At 65.8% G+C, this 18,193-nt stretch carries 19 protein-coding genes and 1 pseudogene; 9 read left to right on the top strand and 11 right to left on the bottom strand.

Annotated elements, in window-relative coordinates; all coding sequences use genetic code 11:
• Positions 1-124: 124 nt before the first annotated feature.
• From ACFXKA_RS41470 to ACFXKA_RS41460, 3 genes and pseudogenes are all read right to left on the bottom strand, one after another.
• Positions 125-1,003, bottom strand: a complete 879-nt coding sequence (locus ACFXKA_RS41470; RefSeq protein WP_379431677.1) for an alpha/beta fold hydrolase — start codon at positions 1,001-1,003, stop codon at positions 125-127.
• Positions 1,004-1,047: 44 nt separating this feature from the next.
• On the bottom strand, positions 1,048-1,257 hold the full coding sequence (locus ACFXKA_RS41465) for a DUF397 domain-containing protein (protein ID WP_379431676.1): 210 nt from the start codon (positions 1,255-1,257) through the stop codon (positions 1,048-1,050).
• Positions 1,254-2,059 (bottom strand): annotated as a pseudogene (locus ACFXKA_RS41460) (helix-turn-helix domain-containing protein). Before ACFXKA_RS41460 ends, ACFXKA_RS41465 begins: the two are co-directional and overlap by 4 nt.
• Positions 2,060-2,275: 216 nt before the next feature.
• Here ACFXKA_RS41460 and ACFXKA_RS41455 point away from each other — a divergent pair.
• Complete coding sequence (locus ACFXKA_RS41455) at positions 2,276-2,527, top strand: hypothetical protein (RefSeq protein ID WP_379431675.1); 252 nt, start codon at positions 2,276-2,278, stop codon at positions 2,525-2,527.
• A gap of 54 nt (positions 2,528-2,581) precedes the next feature.
• The gene (locus ACFXKA_RS41450) at positions 2,582-3,466 is read left to right on the top strand and encodes an HNH endonuclease (RefSeq protein ID WP_379431674.1); all 885 of its coding nucleotides are present in this window, start codon (positions 2,582-2,584) and stop codon (positions 3,464-3,466) included.
• A 145-nt stretch (positions 3,467-3,611) separates the two neighbouring features.
• Here ACFXKA_RS41450 and ACFXKA_RS41445 read toward each other — a convergent pair whose 3' ends face one another.
• Positions 3,612-4,340, bottom strand: coding sequence for an HNH endonuclease (locus tag ACFXKA_RS41445; protein WP_379431673.1), 729 nt, complete (start codon positions 4,338-4,340; stop codon positions 3,612-3,614).
• Between the two features lie 73 nt (positions 4,341-4,413).
• Positions 4,414-5,025, bottom strand: a complete 612-nt coding sequence (locus ACFXKA_RS41440) for a TetR/AcrR family transcriptional regulator (RefSeq protein WP_379431672.1) — start codon at positions 5,023-5,025, stop codon at positions 4,414-4,416.
• Between the two features lie 124 nt (positions 5,026-5,149).
• Here ACFXKA_RS41440 and ACFXKA_RS41435 point away from each other — a divergent pair, with 124 nt between their 5' ends.
• Together ACFXKA_RS41435 and ACFXKA_RS41430 are read left to right on the top strand one after the other, a co-directional pair.
• Positions 5,150-5,920, top strand: a complete 771-nt coding sequence (locus tag ACFXKA_RS41435; protein ID WP_379431671.1) for an SDR family NAD(P)-dependent oxidoreductase — start codon at positions 5,150-5,152, stop codon at positions 5,918-5,920.
• Positions 5,921-6,125: 205 nt separating this feature from the next.
• Positions 6,126-6,425: a hypothetical protein gene (locus ACFXKA_RS41430; RefSeq protein ID WP_364613516.1), complete on the top strand. Its 300-nt coding sequence runs from the start codon at positions 6,126-6,128 to the stop codon at positions 6,423-6,425.
• 111 nt (positions 6,426-6,536) lie between these two features.
• Here ACFXKA_RS41430 and ACFXKA_RS41425 read toward each other — a convergent pair whose 3' ends face one another.
• From ACFXKA_RS41425 to ACFXKA_RS41410, 4 genes are all read right to left on the bottom strand, one after another.
• A complete protein-coding gene (locus tag ACFXKA_RS41425; protein WP_379431670.1) occupies positions 6,537-7,148 on the bottom strand; it encodes a Uma2 family endonuclease in 612 nt (203 codons plus the stop codon).
• Positions 7,149-7,276: 128 nt separating this feature from the next.
• The gene (ilvC, locus tag ACFXKA_RS41420; protein ID WP_354837986.1) at positions 7,277-8,278 is read right to left on the bottom strand and encodes a ketol-acid reductoisomerase; all 1,002 of its coding nucleotides are present in this window, start codon (positions 8,276-8,278) and stop codon (positions 7,277-7,279) included.
• Positions 8,279-8,388: 110 nt separating this feature from the next.
• The gene (gene ilvN / locus ACFXKA_RS41415) at positions 8,389-8,892 is read right to left on the bottom strand and encodes an acetolactate synthase small subunit (protein ID WP_040860049.1); all 504 of its coding nucleotides are present in this window, start codon (positions 8,890-8,892) and stop codon (positions 8,389-8,391) included.
• On the bottom strand, positions 8,889-10,865 hold the full coding sequence (locus ACFXKA_RS41410; protein WP_354837948.1) for an acetolactate synthase large subunit: 1,977 nt from the start codon (positions 10,863-10,865) through the stop codon (positions 8,889-8,891). Before ACFXKA_RS41410 ends, ilvN begins: the two co-directional genes overlap by 4 nt.
• Positions 10,866-11,163: 298 nt before the next feature.
• On the opposite strand from ACFXKA_RS41410, the gene ACFXKA_RS41405 reads away from it, so the two are divergent.
• The 3 genes from ACFXKA_RS41405 (at position 11,164) to ACFXKA_RS41395 (ending at position 14,063) form a co-directional block, all read left to right on the top strand.
• Entirely contained in the window at positions 11,164-11,760 is a 597-nt protein-coding gene (locus ACFXKA_RS41405) for a PH domain-containing protein (protein WP_379431669.1), read from the top strand.
• Between the two features lie 145 nt (positions 11,761-11,905).
• Positions 11,906-13,747, top strand: coding sequence for a dihydroxy-acid dehydratase (gene ilvD / locus ACFXKA_RS41400; protein ID WP_379431667.1), 1,842 nt, complete (start codon positions 11,906-11,908; stop codon positions 13,745-13,747).
• Between the two features lie 16 nt (positions 13,748-13,763).
• Positions 13,764-14,063, top strand: a complete 300-nt coding sequence (locus ACFXKA_RS41395) for a hypothetical protein (RefSeq protein ID WP_379431666.1) — start codon at positions 13,764-13,766, stop codon at positions 14,061-14,063.
• Positions 14,064-14,654: 591 nt separating this feature from the next.
• On the opposite strand, the gene ACFXKA_RS41390 is transcribed toward ACFXKA_RS41395, so the two are convergent.
• Positions 14,655-15,524 (bottom strand): DoxX family protein, encoded by an 870-nt coding sequence (locus ACFXKA_RS41390; RefSeq protein ID WP_354837956.1) that lies wholly within the window; start codon positions 15,522-15,524, stop codon positions 14,655-14,657.
• 135 nt (positions 15,525-15,659) lie between these two features.
• On the opposite strand from ACFXKA_RS41390, the gene ACFXKA_RS41385 reads away from it, so the two are divergent.
• Both ACFXKA_RS41385 and ACFXKA_RS41380 read left to right on the top strand, forming a co-directional pair.
• Positions 15,660-16,808 (top strand): PQQ-dependent sugar dehydrogenase, encoded by a 1,149-nt coding sequence (locus ACFXKA_RS41385; RefSeq protein ID WP_354837958.1) that lies wholly within the window; start codon positions 15,660-15,662, stop codon positions 16,806-16,808.
• Between the two features lie 222 nt (positions 16,809-17,030).
• Complete coding sequence (locus ACFXKA_RS41380) at positions 17,031-17,153, top strand: hypothetical protein (RefSeq protein WP_379431665.1); 123 nt, start codon at positions 17,031-17,033, stop codon at positions 17,151-17,153.
• A 37-nt stretch (positions 17,154-17,190) separates the two neighbouring features.
• On the opposite strand, the gene ACFXKA_RS41375 is transcribed toward ACFXKA_RS41380, so the two are convergent.
• Positions 17,191-18,015 carry a MerR family transcriptional regulator gene (locus tag ACFXKA_RS41375; RefSeq protein ID WP_379431664.1) on the bottom strand — a complete coding sequence of 275 codons (825 nt, stop codon included), beginning with the start codon at positions 18,013-18,015 and terminating at the stop codon, positions 17,191-17,193.
• Positions 18,016-18,193: the final 178 nt, after the last annotated feature.

Below are 18,193 nucleotides of genomic sequence, written 5' to 3'. Positions count from 1 at the left end.
ACACGGATCGCTCGGTTTCCTCAGCCCCAACGCATTCCGTCAGCAATGGTCACCGACCGAGTTCGAGCAACAAATCCAACTCGCATAACCGGTGGACCTGCAACCGGGGCCCAGTCAACATCACCTACGCGGTCTCACCCGCCAACTCGATCAGCCTCGCCCGCACCAGCTCGGGCCGCTCATCGACGATGAAATGCCCGCACCCCTCCACCATTTCGAGCGTGTAGTCATCCGCCCGCGCCGTCTCCGCCGCAGCCAGCGAATAGTGCACCGCCGCATCGTCTTTCCCGAACAACGCCCGCACCGGCACGGTAGCCCGCCTGTGCTCCGGATTCCGAACCGCCGCCGGCACCTCCTTCAACAGAAACGTCCGATACGTATCCCGCGCGGACCGTGCCACCACCGGATCCCGGAACCGCTCCGCAAAAATCTCGATTGTCTCCCGATCAAACCGGTTCTCCCCCTTGGCGGCCGCCCCGATCAGCCACTCCAGGAACCGTGTCCGCTGCTGCAGCGGCACCCCCACACTCGCCATCAGCGGCTGATACGCCAACATCCGCCAAGCCTGCCGAGCCACCACCCCCGGCGGCGACCAAGGATGCGCCATATTGCACACCAGATACCCCCGAAACCGCTCGGGCTCCCTGAGAATCATCCGAAACCCAACCCACCCACCCCAGTCATGCCCCACCAACAAGACCTTCTCGTCCAACCCCAACGCATCCATCAACGCCAGCAGATCACTGGCCACGTCGTCCTTCGCCCACCGATGCGGCGCCGCCCCCGACCACCCATACCCCGGCAGATCCGGCGCAATGATCCGCATCCCCGCCGGCGCATCCGCCAACAGATCCCGATACGTGTAGTGATGCTGCGGCCACCCATGCAACGCCAGCACAGGCACACCCTCCCCCGCCTCCGTCACATGAAATCGAACACCCCGAGCCTCAACAAAGCTCCGACGAACACCAGGGACAACGGGCGGATCCTGATCAGCAGCCATAGCCCACGCTAACGCGCCCGGCGCGCCAAATCCTGGAAGTCGACCTAAGCCTGTTTCGAAGTCAGCTTTCCGCGCACGACACCTGCAACAAACGCGTCCCACTGCTCCGGCGTGAAGATCAGCGAGGGACCGCTGGCGTTCTTCGAATCGCGAACCCCCACCGAACCGTCTCGCAGATGTGCTGTCTCGACACAGTCGGCCTTGTCGCCGCTGTAGCTGCTCTTGAACCATTCGGCTGCGGATAGGTCAGTCACGCTGAAAACTCCTTTGCCACCTGCCGCAGCAGGTTACGACTGACCGCCTCGTCCAGCGCTGCCCGCTGAAGGCTATCGAGAACCCGATAGTACCGCCGCACGTCGGCGTCCTTCTCCAGGTACATACACCCGATGAAGGTCTCCAGATACACCACGGGAGGCCAGACGCGTTCGCCCCCGGTATCTTCGTCGAACTCGAGAATCGCGAACTGCCCCACGAGATCACCGACCGGGGCTCCTGCCTCGAACGACAGCACTCGAACCGAGACGTTCGGCAATTTGCCGATCTCGGCGAGATGCCTCAGCTGAGCGGCCATCACCATTGGACCCCCACATTGCACCGCAGCGCCGCCTCGTGGAGGACAACGTCCAGCGACAGAGGCTGATACCTCCGAGATACCGTTGCCTGCCGCCGCGTCCGCAACTCGACTCGACGCTCATGGTCCGCGGCCGTCTCTTCAGGTTTCACAGCTCGAATGAGCGCGCGAGCGTACTCGGGGATCTGCAGCAGCCCAGGAACGAGGGCCGGCTGGTAGGTCGTCAACTTCCGAGCCGCGGTCTCGAGCCCGACATATACATCGAAGTTCGCCGGTATCACGCTTCCGTACTCATACCACCAGCTGGTCTCCGCCGCCTGACGAAGCAGCCCAACCATGGCCTCCGCGGTATCGCCGGACAGCTCCAGAACATCGCAAATCGCCTGCAGATCTCGAACTTTCAGCCGCGTGGGTATCCCGCTCTCCAACCGCTGCAACACCGACGTACTGACATCCGCAGCCTTCGCCACCCGATCCTGTGACATCCCCAGCGCGCTCCGCGCCTCCCGCAAATACCGCCCAAGCTGCCGCCTCGGCAAGGTCGAGCCAGTCTCCGACATGACGCGCTTCCTCATCAACATGCACCCGTACTGGGTGACACGGACGCCCAAACTGCCAGCGGTCCAGGGCTTTCGACGAGAAGCCACTGGTTTACCCAGTTCAGGGTAACCATCCACCCACTCGAGTGATGCACTTTCTACATGACCCACACCAACGCCGAGGAGCCCACCATGTTCGACCAACTCACCATCGGAGCCTGGGTAATCACCACTGCCGACTGCCCAGTCCGTTTCGTCCCCAACCCCCAAGACCACCGCGTCACCCTCGTCCTCGGCGACACCCACCGAGAGTTCGAGATCTGCCTGGACGCAACCACTCTCGCGGCGATCCTCCACCACGGCCCGAAGGCCTTGGCCAGCATCTCAGCAAGCTCAGCAGACACAGCGCACTGAAACGTATCCATTGAAGATCAACTTTTCGACTGCGGTCCATGCCAGACTTCCTCCATGGACAGGGATGCCGAGGCCATCCTCCGCGAGGAGATCTTCCGACACCTGGAGGAATTGGTCGGAGACACCGGAGTCGTTACCCGCGAACAACTGTGGGACTTCACTCTGAACGGTGCGACTCACCGCCTCATCGACCGCAACCGCGGCATTCGCAACCCAAAGGACATGCTGGCCACCCTGTCGATCCTGTCCGATCCCAAGGGCAAGTATGCGGATGAAGAACTACAGGACTCCCTCTTCGCCTACGCGTACCGCGAAGGCAGCGTGAACGGCGACAACAAGAAGCTCCGGGCTGCTCTGGACCTCGACCTACCGCTCCTACTACTCCGGAAGATCGCCGACGGCGTCTTCGTTCCGGTGCCGCGGGTATACGTCGTCGCCGACGACCAACAGAACCGACAGTTTCTGATCGCGCTAGATGACAGCCTCCGCCTGGTCGACAACCCGCTCGCACTCCAGCCCCTGGAACGCGAATACGTCGAACGAGTGACCAAACAGCGACTACACCAACCCGAGTTCCGAAGCCGAGTCCTTCGCGCTTACGAATGCCGCTGCGCCGTCTGCCATCTCAAGCACGCAAAACTTCTCGATGCCGCCCACATCATCGCAGACGGGAAGCCCAATGGCACCCCAACCGTCGATAACGGGCTGAGCCTCTGCAAGATCCACCACGCAGCGTACGACGAGAACTTCCTCGGAATAACCGCCGACGGTGAGATCCGAATCAATCGTGCGCTGTTGGAAGAGGTCGATGGACCGATGCTTCGCCATGGCCTTCAAGAGATGCACGGCCGATCGCTCCTCATCCCGGCAAAACGCCAAGAACGCCCGTCCGCCGATCGCTTGGCCATCCGTTTCGAAGAGTTTGAGCGCGCCAGTTAGCTCAGGATCCAGATCATGCTAGTCGGCGGTGCATGACCGCTCACCTCGAAAAACCTTCGATTCATGTTATTCGGGCGCCTCGATCCAGGGTCTGATGGCTCCTATCCGGCAAGATTGGCCCGTTCGACTGGGGCAGCTTTCGCGGTCAAGGACGATGAGCCGTGATCAAGGCACGCAACTCATCCGGGTGGATCCAGCTCGGAGGCTGATGGATCATCCGGTGGCAGTTCGCGCACACCAATATCAGATCGACAGTCCGGGTATCGGTCTCACCCGACACATGGAGGGGTATTAGGTGGTGACATTCGATGTACCCTTTGCCGCGCGCACCGTAGACCGCTTCGAAGTCGAACTTGCAAACCTCACAGAACACACGGTTGTGGTGACGTAGGAACTCGTCGATCTTCGTTCGACGTAGTTTCGGATCTCGCTCGCGACGGGTGCGAAGTGCCGTGATGAGCCTGCCTTCTCGACCTGAATCGTCATCGTCGAGCGCATTTGCTTCCGCGGCCACAGCTTCATCGAATCTGCCCGCGACAGCTGCTTCCCGAATCGCTCGAGCTGCGGAGTGCATCTCGGTCGGCGAATCGATGAAGTCTTGCAAGACAACTTTGTCGAGCTTGCCACCTCGGGTCGGTTTGCCGGCGTGGCCCGGGCGGCTGGTGGCGATGTCGGTTGTCTTGCGAGACACGCTGTTGAGGTTGCGGAAGCTGTCCGGTCGGATGCTCGTTGGGTGAATCGGCAGGGAGCGCAGGAGGTTCGACAATTCGGCTACTCGCCGATCGTCCTGACGCAACTCGCGCCAGCCATTCTGCACAACCAAATCGCAGGCCAGGATCAACTCGTCCCGGGTCCATGCCGGACTGCGAACCATGTGACCCAACGTAGCTTCACAAAATGCAGCTGGCAAACAGTCCAGTCTGATTTAGGGACGTTAGAGATCAGGGCTATTCGGCAACGTGTAGTTGCCGCATGCACCGAACGACCAGGTGGGCCGGCGAGCCCTGGCCTTTCGCCGGGCCGTTCTCGACGGCCCAAAGCTCAAGGGCCACACGGATTGCGCCGGCGGCGGCCGCAGCGGTGAGACGGAGTCGGAATGGATCCGACTGTGGGCCAGCCAGTTTCAGGAGGATGGCGTTGAGGTCACGTTCACTCTCCAGGTTGATGCGGTGCCAGATGGCGCGGAGGGCGGGGTCGGTTTCCATAGCTTGGAGGAGGCCTCGGGTGATCTCCAGATCTTCGAGGCTATCGCCGAGGGTGAGGGAGCGGACGGCGGCGGCTTCGAATTCCTGCGAAGTGGGGAGGCGGTGGGGGCCTGCGGCGATGTCGGCCAACCAGCGTTGGGCTCCCGCGGCGAGCATGGGCTCGACGGCTTCTTCCTTCGTGCGTGAGTAGCGGTAGAAGGTGCGGAGGGCTACGCCGGATTCGGCGGCTATTTGGTCTGCCGTGACCTCGGAGGTGCCGTGTTCCGCGAAGAGGCGGGCTGCGGTTCGGGCTATGTCCATGCGGGTTTCTTGTTTGCGGCGTTCGGCGAGGGTGGGGCGGGGTTGGGCGGACATTTTTCACCTCCTTTGGGCGGGCTCGTTGGGACAATCCTAGTTGACGGGATGCCACGATGGCATGACGTGCCATGTAGGCGTAGCGTGACAGGAGAGGCTGAGAACCTACGTAAGGAGAACCGCAATGGAGCGTTTTGACGGCCGTCGAGTAGTGATCACCGGGGCGGGGTCGGGGATTGGGCGGGCTACCGTGCATCGGATCCTGGCCGAGGGTGGGCAGGTTGTCGGGGCGGACGTGAACGAGGCCGGGCTGGCGGAGACCGCCAAGCAGGCGGCGGAGAACGGGAATGGGGATCGGCTCACCACGCTGGTGCTGGATATCGCTGATGAGCAGTCGGTGAAGGCCGGAGTTGCTGCTGCGGTCGAGGCGCTGGGTGGGATCGATGCGCTGATCAATGCGGCGGGGATTCTGCGGTCGGCGCATACGCACGAGATGCCGCTGGCTGATTTCAACAAGATCATTGCCATCAACCTGACCGGTACGTTCCTGATGATTCGGGAGGCGCTGCCGCAGCTGCTCGCCTCGGACAAGGGCGTGATCGTCAACTTCACGTCGACGTCCGCGTTTTTCGCGCACCCGTACATGTCCGCGTATGCCGCGTCCAAGGGCGGCATCATGTCCATGACGCACGCGCTCGCCGCGGAGTACTCCAAGCAGGGTCTGCGCGTGGTTGCCGTTGCGCCGGGGTCGATTTCGAGTGACATGACCTCCGGGCGAGGCCCGGGGCTGCCGGCGGATGCCGATCTGAGCCTGTTCATGAAGCTTGCGCCGGGAATCGGGCAGGGCTTCGCGTCGCCGGATACCGTGGCGGGCGTGGTCGCCATGCTGGCGTCGGATGATGGTGCGTTCATCACCGGCACCGAGATTCGGATCGACGGCGGCACGCACTACTGACTCTGCGGCAGTCGGTTCGACACCCACAGAGTCGAATCGAGTCGCACTTGCGAACGGCCCTGCGGGAGAATTCCTGCGGGGCCATTGCTGTGCAATGGGTTTCAGGGTCGCTCAGGGTCCCCTGTCATACATGAGGACCATTCGGCCCTGAATTCACAGGGATTCGGATTCACAAAAGGACACAAGTCGGGCACAGTTGCTGACCATGAAGTCGACATCTCTACGCCGGATCACAGCCCGTGTGGCTGTCGCCGGTGCGATCGCCCTGGTTCCCCTTGCGGCAGTGACCATTCCGGCCTCCGCGGACGTTCCGCTGGACAACGCGCCCAGCGATGTGGCGTGGCCGCACCACCAGGATGGCTGGTGGGATCGCGACGATTGGCGCCACCGCCACGACCGTGACGACTGGAACCGCGACCGCGACGACTGCAACCCGGGCTGGTGGCCCAACCGCGGCAACGGCTGGTGGCGCAACGCGCTGCCGGATAGCTTCGGCAGCTGGTAACCCGAGACACGACCACACCTCGCGCGATCCCCCTCACGCGTGAACAGCGAAGGCCTGCCAGGAGAAAGCCTGGCGGGCCTTCGCGGCTGAAATCCCGGAACCCTCAGGCCGTCACGGCGCTTGCAGGCTCTCGAACGTGACCGCAAGTGTGACCGGGGAATCGAGAACCAAGCCGGTTCGGTGGACGTGATGCGGTTCGTACCTCAGACCCGACCAGTCCAGACGGTATTCCTCGATGCGGTCGATGATCTCCCAGCTCTTGTCGAAATGCACGATGAGATAGACGGGAATTCTCGCGCGTGCGTAGAGGACCCGTTTGATACCGATATCCGTATCGACGGTTTCCTTCGAGGCCACCTCGATCACGAGCTGAATGTGGTCTCGCACGGTGTTGACGTCGTATGGCTCGCAGTCACGAACCATGATGTCGGGGTATCGGACATTCAGCCGACGGTCGGCACGCTGATCTTCGGAGTCCGGAAGTCGAACCGCGACATCGGAATCCACCACGAGGCACGGTCCTGACGGGTGGCGCGCGGCTTCGATCAAAGATGCCAGTCGACGCACCACTCGGCTGTGTGCGCCGCTCTGGGACATCAGTCTGACCAGTCGACCGTCCACGATCTCGATATCACCGGCGGTTTCGCCGAACGCATCCGGTTCGGCGGCGAGAAACTCCTCGGCCGTCAGATAGCGGCTCTCATCTGCGGGCGATACGGTCACCGGCACCTCTCAGATCAAGCCAATGAATATCGAGGACATCGATATCGTAGTCCGCAGTATGCCAACGACCTGGTGACATGAAACGACCCGCCGGGCACTGGGTCCGGCGGGTCGCAGTCGCGAAACCCTTAGGCGGTTTCGGTGATCGGGCGGTCGACCCAGCTCATCAGGCCGCGGAGCTTGGCGCCGGTGACCTCGATGGGGTGCTCGGCGTTGGCCTTGCGCAGGGCCTCGAGCTCCTTGTTGCCGCCCTCGACGTTGGCGACCAGGCGCTTGACGAAGGTGCCGTCCTGGATATCGGTCAGGATCGCCTTCATGCGCTCCTTGGTGCCGGCGTCGATGACGCGCGGGCCCGACAGGTAGCCACCGAACTCGGCGGTGTCGGAGACCGAGTAGTTCATGCGGGCGATACCGCCCTCGTACATCAGGTCGACGATCAGCTTGAGCTCGTGCAGAACCTCGAAGTAGGCCATCTCCGGCGCGTAGCCGGCCTCGACCATGACCTCGAAACCGGTCTTGACCAGTTCCTCGGTGCCACCGCAGAGCACAGCCTGCTCACCGAAGAGGTCGGTCTCGGTCTCTTCCTTGAAGGTGGTCTTGATGACGCCGGCGCGGGTGCCGCCGATGCCCTTGGCGTAGGACAGCGCCAGCGCCTGGCCGGTGCCGGTCGGGTCCTGGTCGATGGCGATCAGGGCCGGAACGCCCTTGCCGTCGACGAACTGACGACGCACCAGGTGGCCCGGGCCCTTCGGGGCGACCATGCCGACGGTGACGTTGGCCGGAGCCTTGATCAGACCGAAGTGGATGTTGAGGCCGTGGCCGAAGAACAGCGCGTCGCCGTCCTTCAGGTGCGGCTCGATGTCGTTGGTGAAGATCGAGGCCTGCGCGGTGTCGGGCGCGAGGACCATGATCACGTCGGCCCACTCGGCGACCTCGGCCGGGGTGCCGACGGTCAGGCCGGCCTCTTCGGCCTTGGCACGGGACTTCGAGCCCTCCTTGAGGCCGATGCGCACGTCGACGCCGGAGTCGCGCAGGCTCAGCGAGTGGGCGTGGCCCTGGCTGCCGTAGCCGATGACCGCGACCTTCTTGCCCTGGATGATCGACAGATCGGCATCGTCGTCGTAGAACATCTCGACTGCCACTTTGGGTGCTCCTTCTTGGATTCTGTGATTAAGCGTGGTGGATCCCGGCCGAAAGCATGCCGGGATGGCGGGCGGATGGCCGCCGCGGCGGCCGGTTACTAGCGAGTCGCGGTGATCGACTTGGGTCCACGACCCACCGCGACGACTCCGGACTGCACGATCTCACGGATCCCGTAGGGCTCCATCATGCGCAGCAGCGCGTCGAGCTTGGAGCGGGTGCCGGTGGCCTCGATGGTCAGCGCGTCGGGCGACACGTCGATCACCTTCGCGCGGAACAGGTTCACGGCCTCGATCACCTGGGTGCGCACACTGGCGTCGGCGCGCACCTTCACCAGGATCAGTTCGCGGGCCACGGAGCTGTCCGTGTCCTGCTCGACGATCTTGATGACGTTGACCAGCTTGTTCAACTGCTTGGTGACCTGCTCCAGCGGCAGATCCTCCACCGTGACGACGATGGTCATGCGCGAGATCTCCGGGATCTCGGTGCCGCCCACCGCGAGCGACTGGATATTGAAACCACGCCGGGAGAACAGGCTGGCCACGCGGGCCAGCACGCCCGGCTTGTCCTCCACCAGCACGGACAGGGTGTGGGTGGTCGTCATTCCTCGGTCCCCTTCTGGGAGGCACGCTCGTGGGCGGCCAGCGAAGCCTTCTCGTGTGACATCGCCTCGTGGATCACGGCGGGCTCGGACGCCGACTCGTCGTCGTCGAACAGCGGGCGGATGCCGCGCGCGGCCATGATCTCGTCGTTGGAGGTGCCGGCGGCGACCATCGGCCACACCTGTGCGTCCTTGCCGACGATGAAGTCGATCACCACGGGCCGGTCGTTGATCGACTGCGCCTCGCGGATCGCGGCCTCCACGTCCTCTTCCTTCTCCACGCGAATGCCGTGGCAGCCCAGCGCCTCCGCCAGCTTCACGAAGTCGGGGATGCGCAGGGTGTGGGTGCCCAGGTCGGTGTTGGAGTAGCGCTGCTCGTAGAACAGGGTCTGCCACTGCCGGACCATGCCCAGGTTGCCGTTGTTGATCAGCGCGACCTTGATCGGCACGCCCTCGACGGCGCAGGTGGCCAGCTCCTGATTGGTCATCTGGAAGCAGCCGTCACCGTCGATGGCCCAGACCTCGCGGTCCGGCATGCCCATCTTGGCGCCCATGGCGGCCGGCACGGCGTAACCCATGGTGCCCAGACCACCGGAGTTCAGCCAGGTGCGCGGCTTCTCGTACTTGATGAACTGCGCGGCCCACATCTGGTGCTGGCCGACGCCGGCACAGTAGATGGCGTCGGGACCGGCCATCTGGCCCAGCTTCTCGATCACGAACTCCGGCGACAGCGAACCGTCGGACGGGGTCTTCCAGCCCAGCGGGTAGCTGTCGCGGACACCGCTCAGGTAGTGCCACCACTCGGTCAGATCCAGCAGCGGAGCCTTGCCCGCGGCGGCCGGATCGGCCTTGAGGGTCTCGATCAGCTCGGCGATGACCTCGCGGCAGTCGCCCACGATCGGCACGTCCGCGTGGCGGTTCTTGCCGATCTCGGCCGGGTCGATGTCGGCGTGGATCACCTTGGCATTCGGCGCGAACGAGTCCAGCTGGCCGGTGACGCGGTCGTCGAATCGCGCGCCCAGGGTGATCAGCAGGTCCGAACGCTGCAGTGCCGCAACGGCTCCCACGGTGCCGTGCATACCCGGCATGCCCATGTTCAGGGTGTGGGTGTCGGGGAACGCGCCGCGCGCCATCAGGGTGGTGACCACCGGAATGCCGGTCAGCTCGGCCAGTTCCAGCAGTTCCTCGTTGGCGTCGGCCTTGATCACACCGCCGCCGACGTACAGCACCGGGGCCTTGGCGTCCATGATCATCCGGGCGGCCTCGCGCACCTGCTTGCCGTGCGGCTTGGTGACCGGACGGTAGCCGGGCAGCTTCATCTCCGGCGGCCAGGAGAAGGTGGTCTGCGCCTGCAGCACATCCTTCGGGATGTCGACCAGCACCGCGCCCGGGCGGCCGGTGGAGGCCAGGTGGAACGCCTCGGCGATCATCCGCGGGATGTCGATCGGGTCGGTGACCAGGAAGTTGTGCTTGGTGCACGCCATGGTGATGCCGGAGATGTCGGCTTCCTGGAAGGCGTCGGTGCCGATCAGCGAACGGCCGACCTGACCGGTGATGGCCACCAGCGGCACCGAGTCCATCTGCGCGTCCGCGATCGGGGTGACCAGGTTGGTCGCGCCCGGACCGGACGTGGCCATGCACACACCCACCTTGCCGGTCGCCTGCGCGTAGCCGGTCGCGGCGTGACCCGCGCCCTGCTCGTGGCGGACCAGCACGTGGCGGACCTTGGTGGAATCGAACAGCGGGTCGTAGACGGGAAGAATCGCACCGCCCGGAATGCCGAATACCGTGTCGACGCCGAGCTCCTCGAGGGAACGGACGACCGACTGCGCGCCGGTGACCCGCTCGGGCGGGACCTGGCGGCGGTTCGAGGCCGGAGCAGAAGCTGACTCTCGGCCAGCCGAGGAGGTCGGCTGAGTGGCCGAAGGCGCGGGCCTGCGGGCCGAGGGCCCGGGCCGGGCGGTAGGTGCGCTCACCGTCTTGGTTCCTAACTGCTTGTCGTTCCAGTCCATGGACTTGCCTGAACACAAAAAAGCCCCCGACAGCCAGTGGCTGTTCGAGGGTGGCGCGTCGCAGCTGCGAGCTGACGTAAATGACCTACAGTCGTCGGCTCAGCGCTGGACGCGCCGGCCGATTACGAGCAACTCGGTTCGATTCACGCGCTCGACGGTATGCGCGCGTGGGTCGTCCAGTCAAACAGCTGACCTATTGGGTCTCATTATGTGAGACAGTGCGGTTGATCGGGTCCGTTCACCGTGATGCAAGGATGGGGGTGTGTCCTCACAGCATCAGTCCGTGCCACCTGCTCGATCGTCCCACACGCCCGAGTCCGAATCCGACGCGGGTCGCGTGATCCGTATCCCCCGGCTCGCTCACCTCGGCGTGTTCATCCTGCTGTTCTGCGTGGCGTTCGCGTTCTTCGGGTGGCCGCAGGTGCTGTGGATCCTGTTCGCCATCCCGGCCGCCGTGGTGGTGTGGATCGAGCGGACCCGGACAACCGTCTCGGACAATGGCGTCGACACGCGCACCCTGTTCGGTGGGCGGCACATCGATTGGGCCGACGTGCGTGGGCTGCGCATCCCCAAGCGGGGGTACCTGCAGCTGCATCTGGCCGACGACTCCGATGTGACGCTGCCCGCGGTGGGATACAACCGGCTCGCGGATCTCGTCGATGCCTCGGGTGGGCGCATCCCGGATCCGTTCGTGGAGCCCGAGGAGGATGAGGACGAAGCCGGCGACACCGCGGCCGAAACCACCGAGGCGGTGTCCGAATCCGCCGACGCTGTGTCCGAAACCACGGAGCGCGCGGCCGAAACCACCGAGCCGACGGCCGAATCCACCGAGCGCGAGGCCGATTCCGGCAAGTCGTAAGCGTTTCGGGGGTGCGGAGTTCTTACCGGCGGTGATCGAGGTCATGGCGCGGGAGTAACGTTGAGGCCCGCCGGAGAACGTCGCGAGACGTATTTCTGGACAGTCGCTCAACAGCCCACTGCGACACGACCCGAGGACCTGACCAATGCCACCGCTTCGCTCACGCACCACCACCGCCGGCCGTAATGCCGCGGGCGCACGCGCCCTCTGGCGCGCGACCGGTCTCACCGACTCCGACTTCGGGAAGCCGATCGTCGCCATCGCGAACTCCTACACCCAGTTCGTCCCCGGCCACGTGCACCTGAAGGACGTCGGCGAGATCGTGGCCGAGGCGGTCCGGGCGGCCGGCGGCGTGCCGCGCGAATTCCACACCATTGCCGTGGACGACGGCATCGCCATGGGTCACGGGGGCATGCTGTACTCGCTGCCCTCGCGCGAGATCATCGCGGACTCCGTGGAATACATGGCCAACGCGCACACCGCGGACGCGCTCGTGTGTATCTCCAACTGCGACAAGATCACTCCCGGCATGCTGAACGCCGCCATGCGGCTCAACATCCCGGCCGTGTTCGTCTCCGGCGGTCCGATGGAGGCCGGTAAGGCCGTGGTCGTCGGCGGCGTGGCCCAGGCCCCGACCGACCTGATCACCGCCATCTCCGCCAGCGCCTCGCCGAACGTCACCGAGGACGGGCTCACCGAGGTCGAGCGCTCCGCCTGCCCGACCTGCGGCTCCTGCTCGGGCATGTTCACCGCCAACTCCATGAACTGCCTCACCGAGGCGCTGGGCCTGGCGCTGCCGGGCAACGGCTCCACGCTGGCCACCCACGCCGCACGCCGGGCGCTGTTCGAGAAGGCCGGCCGCGTCATCGTCGATATCGCCACCCGCTGGTACCGCGACGACGACGCCTCGGTGCTGCCGCGGAACGTGGCCAATGCCAAGGCCTTCCGCAATGCCATGGCGCTCGACGTGGCCATGGGCGGTTCCACCAACACCGTGCTGCACACCCTCGCCGCCGCGCAGGAGGGTGAGATCGAGTTCGATCTGCAGACCATCGACGAGATCTCGCGGCGCGTACCCTGTCTGTCCAAGGTGTCGCCGAACTCCGACTACCACATGGAGGACGTGCACCGCGCCGGTGGCATCCCGGCCATCCTGGGCGAGCTGCGCCGCGCCGACCTGCTCGAGACCGACGTGACCACGGTGCACACCGCGTCCTTCGACGAGTGGCTCGACACCTGGGACATCCGCTCCGGCAAGGCTTCCGACGAAGCCGTCGAGCTGTTCCACGCCGCGCCCGGCGGGGTGCGCACCACCGTGCCGTTCTCCACCGAGAACCGCTGGTCCTCGCTCGACACCGACGCCGAGGGCGGCTGCATCCGCGACAAGGAGCACGCCTACACCGTCGAGGGCGGGCTGTGCGTGCTGCGCGGCAATATCGCCCCGGACGGCGCGATCCTGAAGACCGCCGGTATCGACGAGGATCTGTTCACCTTCGAGGGCCCGGCCGTGGTGGTCGAATCCCAGGAGGAGGCGGTCTCGAAGATCCTGGGCAAGGAGATCAAGCCCGGCGACGTGGTCGTGGTCCGCTACGAGGGTCCCTCCGGCGGCCCGGGCATGCAGGAGATGCTGCACCCCACCTCGTTCCTGAAGGGCGTCGGCCTGGGCAAGGTCTGCGCGCTCATCACCGACGGCCGCTTCTCCGGCGGCACCTCGGGCCTGTCCATCGGCCACATCTCCCCGGAGGCGGCCAGCGGCGGGTCCATCGGCCTCATCGAGAACGGTGACCGCATCCGCATCGACGTGCACACCCGCGCGCTCGAATTGCTGGTCCCCGAAGACGTTCTCGCGGAGCGCCGCGTGAAAATGGAAGCGTCCGAACGGCCTTGGCAGCCCGTGAACCGCGAGCGCCCGGTGACGACCGCGCTGCGTGCCTACGCCGCGCTCGCCACCTCCGCCGACAAGGGTGCCGTCCGGCGCGTGCCGTAATCAAGAAAGCAAGGGAATGACAATCGAATACATCGGCAAGGCCGACTCCATGCTTGCCGAGTACACGGCCATGCTCCAGCGGTCGGACGCCCGCAATGCCGAAGCGAAAGCGTTGCTCGCCGAGGCCGAGGAGCTGGCCGCCGAGGTGCGGGAACTCGACCACGCCGAGTTCATGGCGACGCCGGACGAGCAGATGCGCATCAACCAGCACCGGGCGACGCTGCACCAGGAGATCGACATGAAGTCCGGCCGGGTCCTCCAGCTCCACCAGGAGACCTTCCAGGAATGGGAATCCTGGACCACGCGTCAGTGGTGAAAGGTGGTGGGGGGCAAGCCCCCCACACCCCTGGGAGAGGATTTCGGGGGCATGCCCCCGCACCCCCAGAGAGAGGATTGCGGGGGCAAGCCCATACACCCCCAGAGAAGAATTTGTGGGCGCCAGCCCCCACACCCCCTGGGAAGACTGGCCGGGCACCAGCCCCACACCCCCTGGGGAGACTGGCCGGGCGCCAGCCCCCACCCCCCTGGGGAGACCGGCCGGGCGCCAGCCCCCACCCCCCTGGGGAGACCGGCCGGGCGCCAACTCCATATCCCGTGGAAGGACTTGCGGGCGCCAGTCCCGCACCCCCGGGTAGGAGATTTGTGGGGCAAGCCCACACCCTCGAAGGGGCTCGCGGGATCTTCCAGATCACACCTGAACGTCTCGCGGAGCCTCCCGCGCAGCCGGAGGATGCAGGGTCTCGCCCACGCTGGTGAAGCGCACGGGATTTACCACGTCTCATGCTGTGCACGAGGAGTTCCTGCGCGGGCACACCGTTCGAGGGTTCTCACACGGACTGTACGACGAAGCGGCCGTATCGATCTGTTGGGATCGGTACGGCCGCTTGGTGGTTCGGGGTGTCGGGGGTTAGTTGAAGGTGATGCCGGATAGGGGGTTGCCGCCGTGGAGGTAGGTGTAGGCGAGGATGGCGGCGGCCAGGGCGGCGGCGATGGCGGCTAGGGAGCCCCAGAGGGGTCTGGTGGCCCAGCCTCGGTTGCGGTCGAGGGAGAGGCGGCCGGGGCCGGTGAGGATGAGGATGGCGGCGAGGGCTATCAGGATGGATTCGAGTTCTACCGAGTTGCCCTTGGCGGAGTATTGGAAGCCGGGGACCATGGACTGCTTCCACATCCAGGCGTCGAGGATGATGGCGAGCAGGGCGCCGGCGGCCAGGGGGGTCGCCACGCCGAGGGCGACCATGATGCCGCCGCCGAGTTCGCCGGCGATGAGGAGGGGGGCGGCGAGGTCCACGTGCTTCCAGCCGCCGTTCTCCATGGCGGTCCTGATGCCGTCGTAGCCGGGGCCGTGGAACCAGCCCGCGGCCTTCTGCAGGCCGTGGTAGATGAAGGTGCCGCCGATGACCAAGCGCAGCAACAGCAGTCCGAGGTCCAGCGTGCCGCGGCGGTCGTCGCGGCGGCGGACGCGGCCGTTGCTGTCGGCGGGGCTGGGCGGTGCCGGCGGGATGCTGGCGAAGGAGTAGGTCGGGGACGGCTCGGTGATGGTGCCGTCGGCCGCACCGGGGATGGCGCTCTTGACCTGGTTGTAGAGCGGGACCTCGGGGTCGAGACCCAGTTCCTCGTCGGTGCGGGGTAGCTTCTCGGTGGTTTGGACGCCGGACGGGGTGGCGAACTGTTCGGTCGGCGAATCGAAGGGGCTCCGGACCGGTTCACCGGCCGGTCGCGGAGCAGCGGGCGGTAGGTCGCCCGCCACGGCGGACGGCTCGTTCGGCTTGTCTGTCACGCGGGCCACACTATTAGCCAGAACCGCTCGGCACACAGCAGAACACGGGCGTGTCCACCGTCCGATTCGCGCCACGGCGAAGGAAGGGACACCCCGTCCGAGCGTGGACGGCAGGTTTTCCGTAACGTCTCAACCATGAGTTTGGTTGCCGCAGGCCGTGCCGGGGTGGGTGCGCGGAGAGTTGTGCTGGGCGTGACGCTCGGCGCCGTGCTGCTGTCCGGCTGCGCCCGCTTCGATGATCGTGCCTCGAGCCCGTTCACCACGGAGCCGACCTGGCAGGACGCCGAGCCCAGCACCACCACGCCGAAGGTGCCGCCGACCAATGCCAAACGCCCCGACCTGCCGTGCGTGGATCCCGATCTGGCAGTGGTGGTCTCGTGCCTGGACACCACCGCCGGCCTGGTCGCGCTGCCGGACGGCGGGAGCGCGCTGGTGGCCGAACGCACCACGGGACGCATCCTGAAGGTGGTCGCCACCGACGAGGGCGAGCCGCCCGCGCCCATCGAGGTCGCGCGGCTGGATGTGGATCCGGCCGGCGACGGGGGTCTCACCGGCCTGGCGCTGTCGCCCACCTTCACCGAGGACGGGCTGATCTACGCGTACGTGACCACCGGGGGCGACAACCGGGTGGTGCGCATCTCCACCGACGGTGGCGCGCCCAAGCCGATCCTGACCGGAATCCCGAAGGGGGTCAACGGCAATCGCGGGTCCATCGATTTCGCCGCGCAGAACCGCATGCTGGTGCTCACCGGTGACGCCGGCAACCCGTCGCTGGCGGCCGACACCAACTCGATGGCAGGCAAGCTGCTCAGCATCAACTCCCCCGCGCCCGGCGCCTCCGCCGATGTGGTGGTGACCGGTATCGGCGTGGCGGGCGGGGTGTGCTCGGACGGCAAGGATTCCATCTGGATCACCGACCGCACCGCCACCGAGGATCGACTGCAGCGGGTCGGCCCCGACGGCGTCGCGGTGAAGGCTTGGACCTGGCCCGATCACCCCGGCGTGGCGGGCTGTGCCGCCGCCTCGGACGGGGTCGCGATCTCGCTGACCAACCAGCGGGCCCTGGCTCTCGCCACGGCCGACAAGAACACCCACGCCGTCACCGCGGCGCCTTCGCTGCTGGCCCAGGACAAGTACGGCCGCCTCGACGGTGCGACGCTGGGCGGCGACGGCAATATCTGGGTCGGCACCGTGAACAAACCCGACGGCAATCCCAACCAGTACGACGACCGCGTGGTGCGGATCCCGCCGCCGTCCGCGGGCCAGGGCAACGGACCGGACTAGCCACCGGCTTTCCCCGCGGCGCACAGCAACAGCTGTGCGCCGCAGTGTTTTTCGGGGAGTGCGAGTTCGGCTCGCTGCCACTACCGGCCAGTGCCAGCCATTTTCGGGTGCCGACACCGGCCCGTGCCCCCACGGATCCGGGTCCGGTTGCGATGTTCACGCCCGGGTCGAACGCCCCATACCGTGGATTGGGCAAATGATCAGCAACTCTGGAGGAACGTGATGGGAAATATCGATGGTGGCGGCAGCGTCGATCTGGGTTCCGCGGCTTTGAATTTCGCCGATGTGGTGACCTCGATCATGTCGAACATCACCTACCTGCTGCAGTCCTGGGGCAGCGCGTAGTCGAGAGGAGACCGGATGCCGGTCGGGCCCGAGGCGTTCACACGGCAGGGGCGACCGGCATTTGCAGTTCCACGACCCACCCGTCCGAGGTCGGGTCCTCGGGCGCGTTGAGGTAGACCTCGCGGATGGGAGCATTGGGGGCGTAACGGTTCTCGTCGGCCCAGCGCCCCATGGCCTCGAAGGACACGCACAGTTCGGCCAGCTTCCCGCGATGCACCAGGGTCGCGGCCTGCGGAATCTCCGGCAGCAGGTGCAGGTCGAGGCTGCTGCCCGGCGCGGCGGTCCCCGCGACCTGATGCGCGACGTGCACGCGCAAACCTTCTTCGAGCTCTTCGTAATACACGACGGGCGCGCCGGTGATGGTCAGGCCGGCCTCCGGGATCAGTTTCCCGAGCCGGGCGTAGATCCGCTCGATGATGGGCCCGACCGCGGCCTCCCCGGATTCGGCCGCGACCTCGCTCATTTCGGCGACGAGCGTGGCGGACAGCGGTTTCACGATGATTTCCTGCTCGGGCATGACGCCCTCCTTCTGGATGCGCAGGAGCCTCGCCTCGACGCTCGCGAGCCGTGCGGTGTCCGCGGCCACCTGATTGGCCAGCTGCGCGCGACGCAGTTGCAGCATGCCGTGCAACCGCTCCGCGGACAGCTTCCCGTCGAGGAGCTCGGCCACCTGATTCAGGGTGAAGCCGAGTTCCTTCAACGCGACGATCCGGTTGAGCCGTGCGAGCTGTTCGGCCGAATAGAACCGATAGCCGCTGCACGGATCCACCTCGGACGGCGGCAGCAGTCCGATCTCGTCGTAGTGGCGCAGCATTCGCACCGACACCGATCCGAACCTGGCGAAGTCTCCGATACTGAACATGACCCCTCCAGGTTTAGGACCTCACACGGTGTGAGGGTCAAGCCCATGATCACCCGAGAGCTCGGGGCGGGGGGGGGGGGGGGGGCCGCCCCCGGCGGGAGGCGGGGGGGGGGAGGGTTGGGGGGCCCCGCACCGGGGGGGTGGGGTGATTAAAAAAAAAAGCGCACGAGAGCCAAAG

It is taken from the genome of Nocardia sp. NPDC059228 (assembly GCF_042754245.1).
Lineage (GTDB): Bacteria > Actinomycetota > Actinomycetes > Mycobacteriales > Mycobacteriaceae > Nocardia.
The sequence above is the reverse complement of the archived record's forward strand: the minus strand, read 5'-3'. Positions and strand labels throughout refer to the sequence as shown.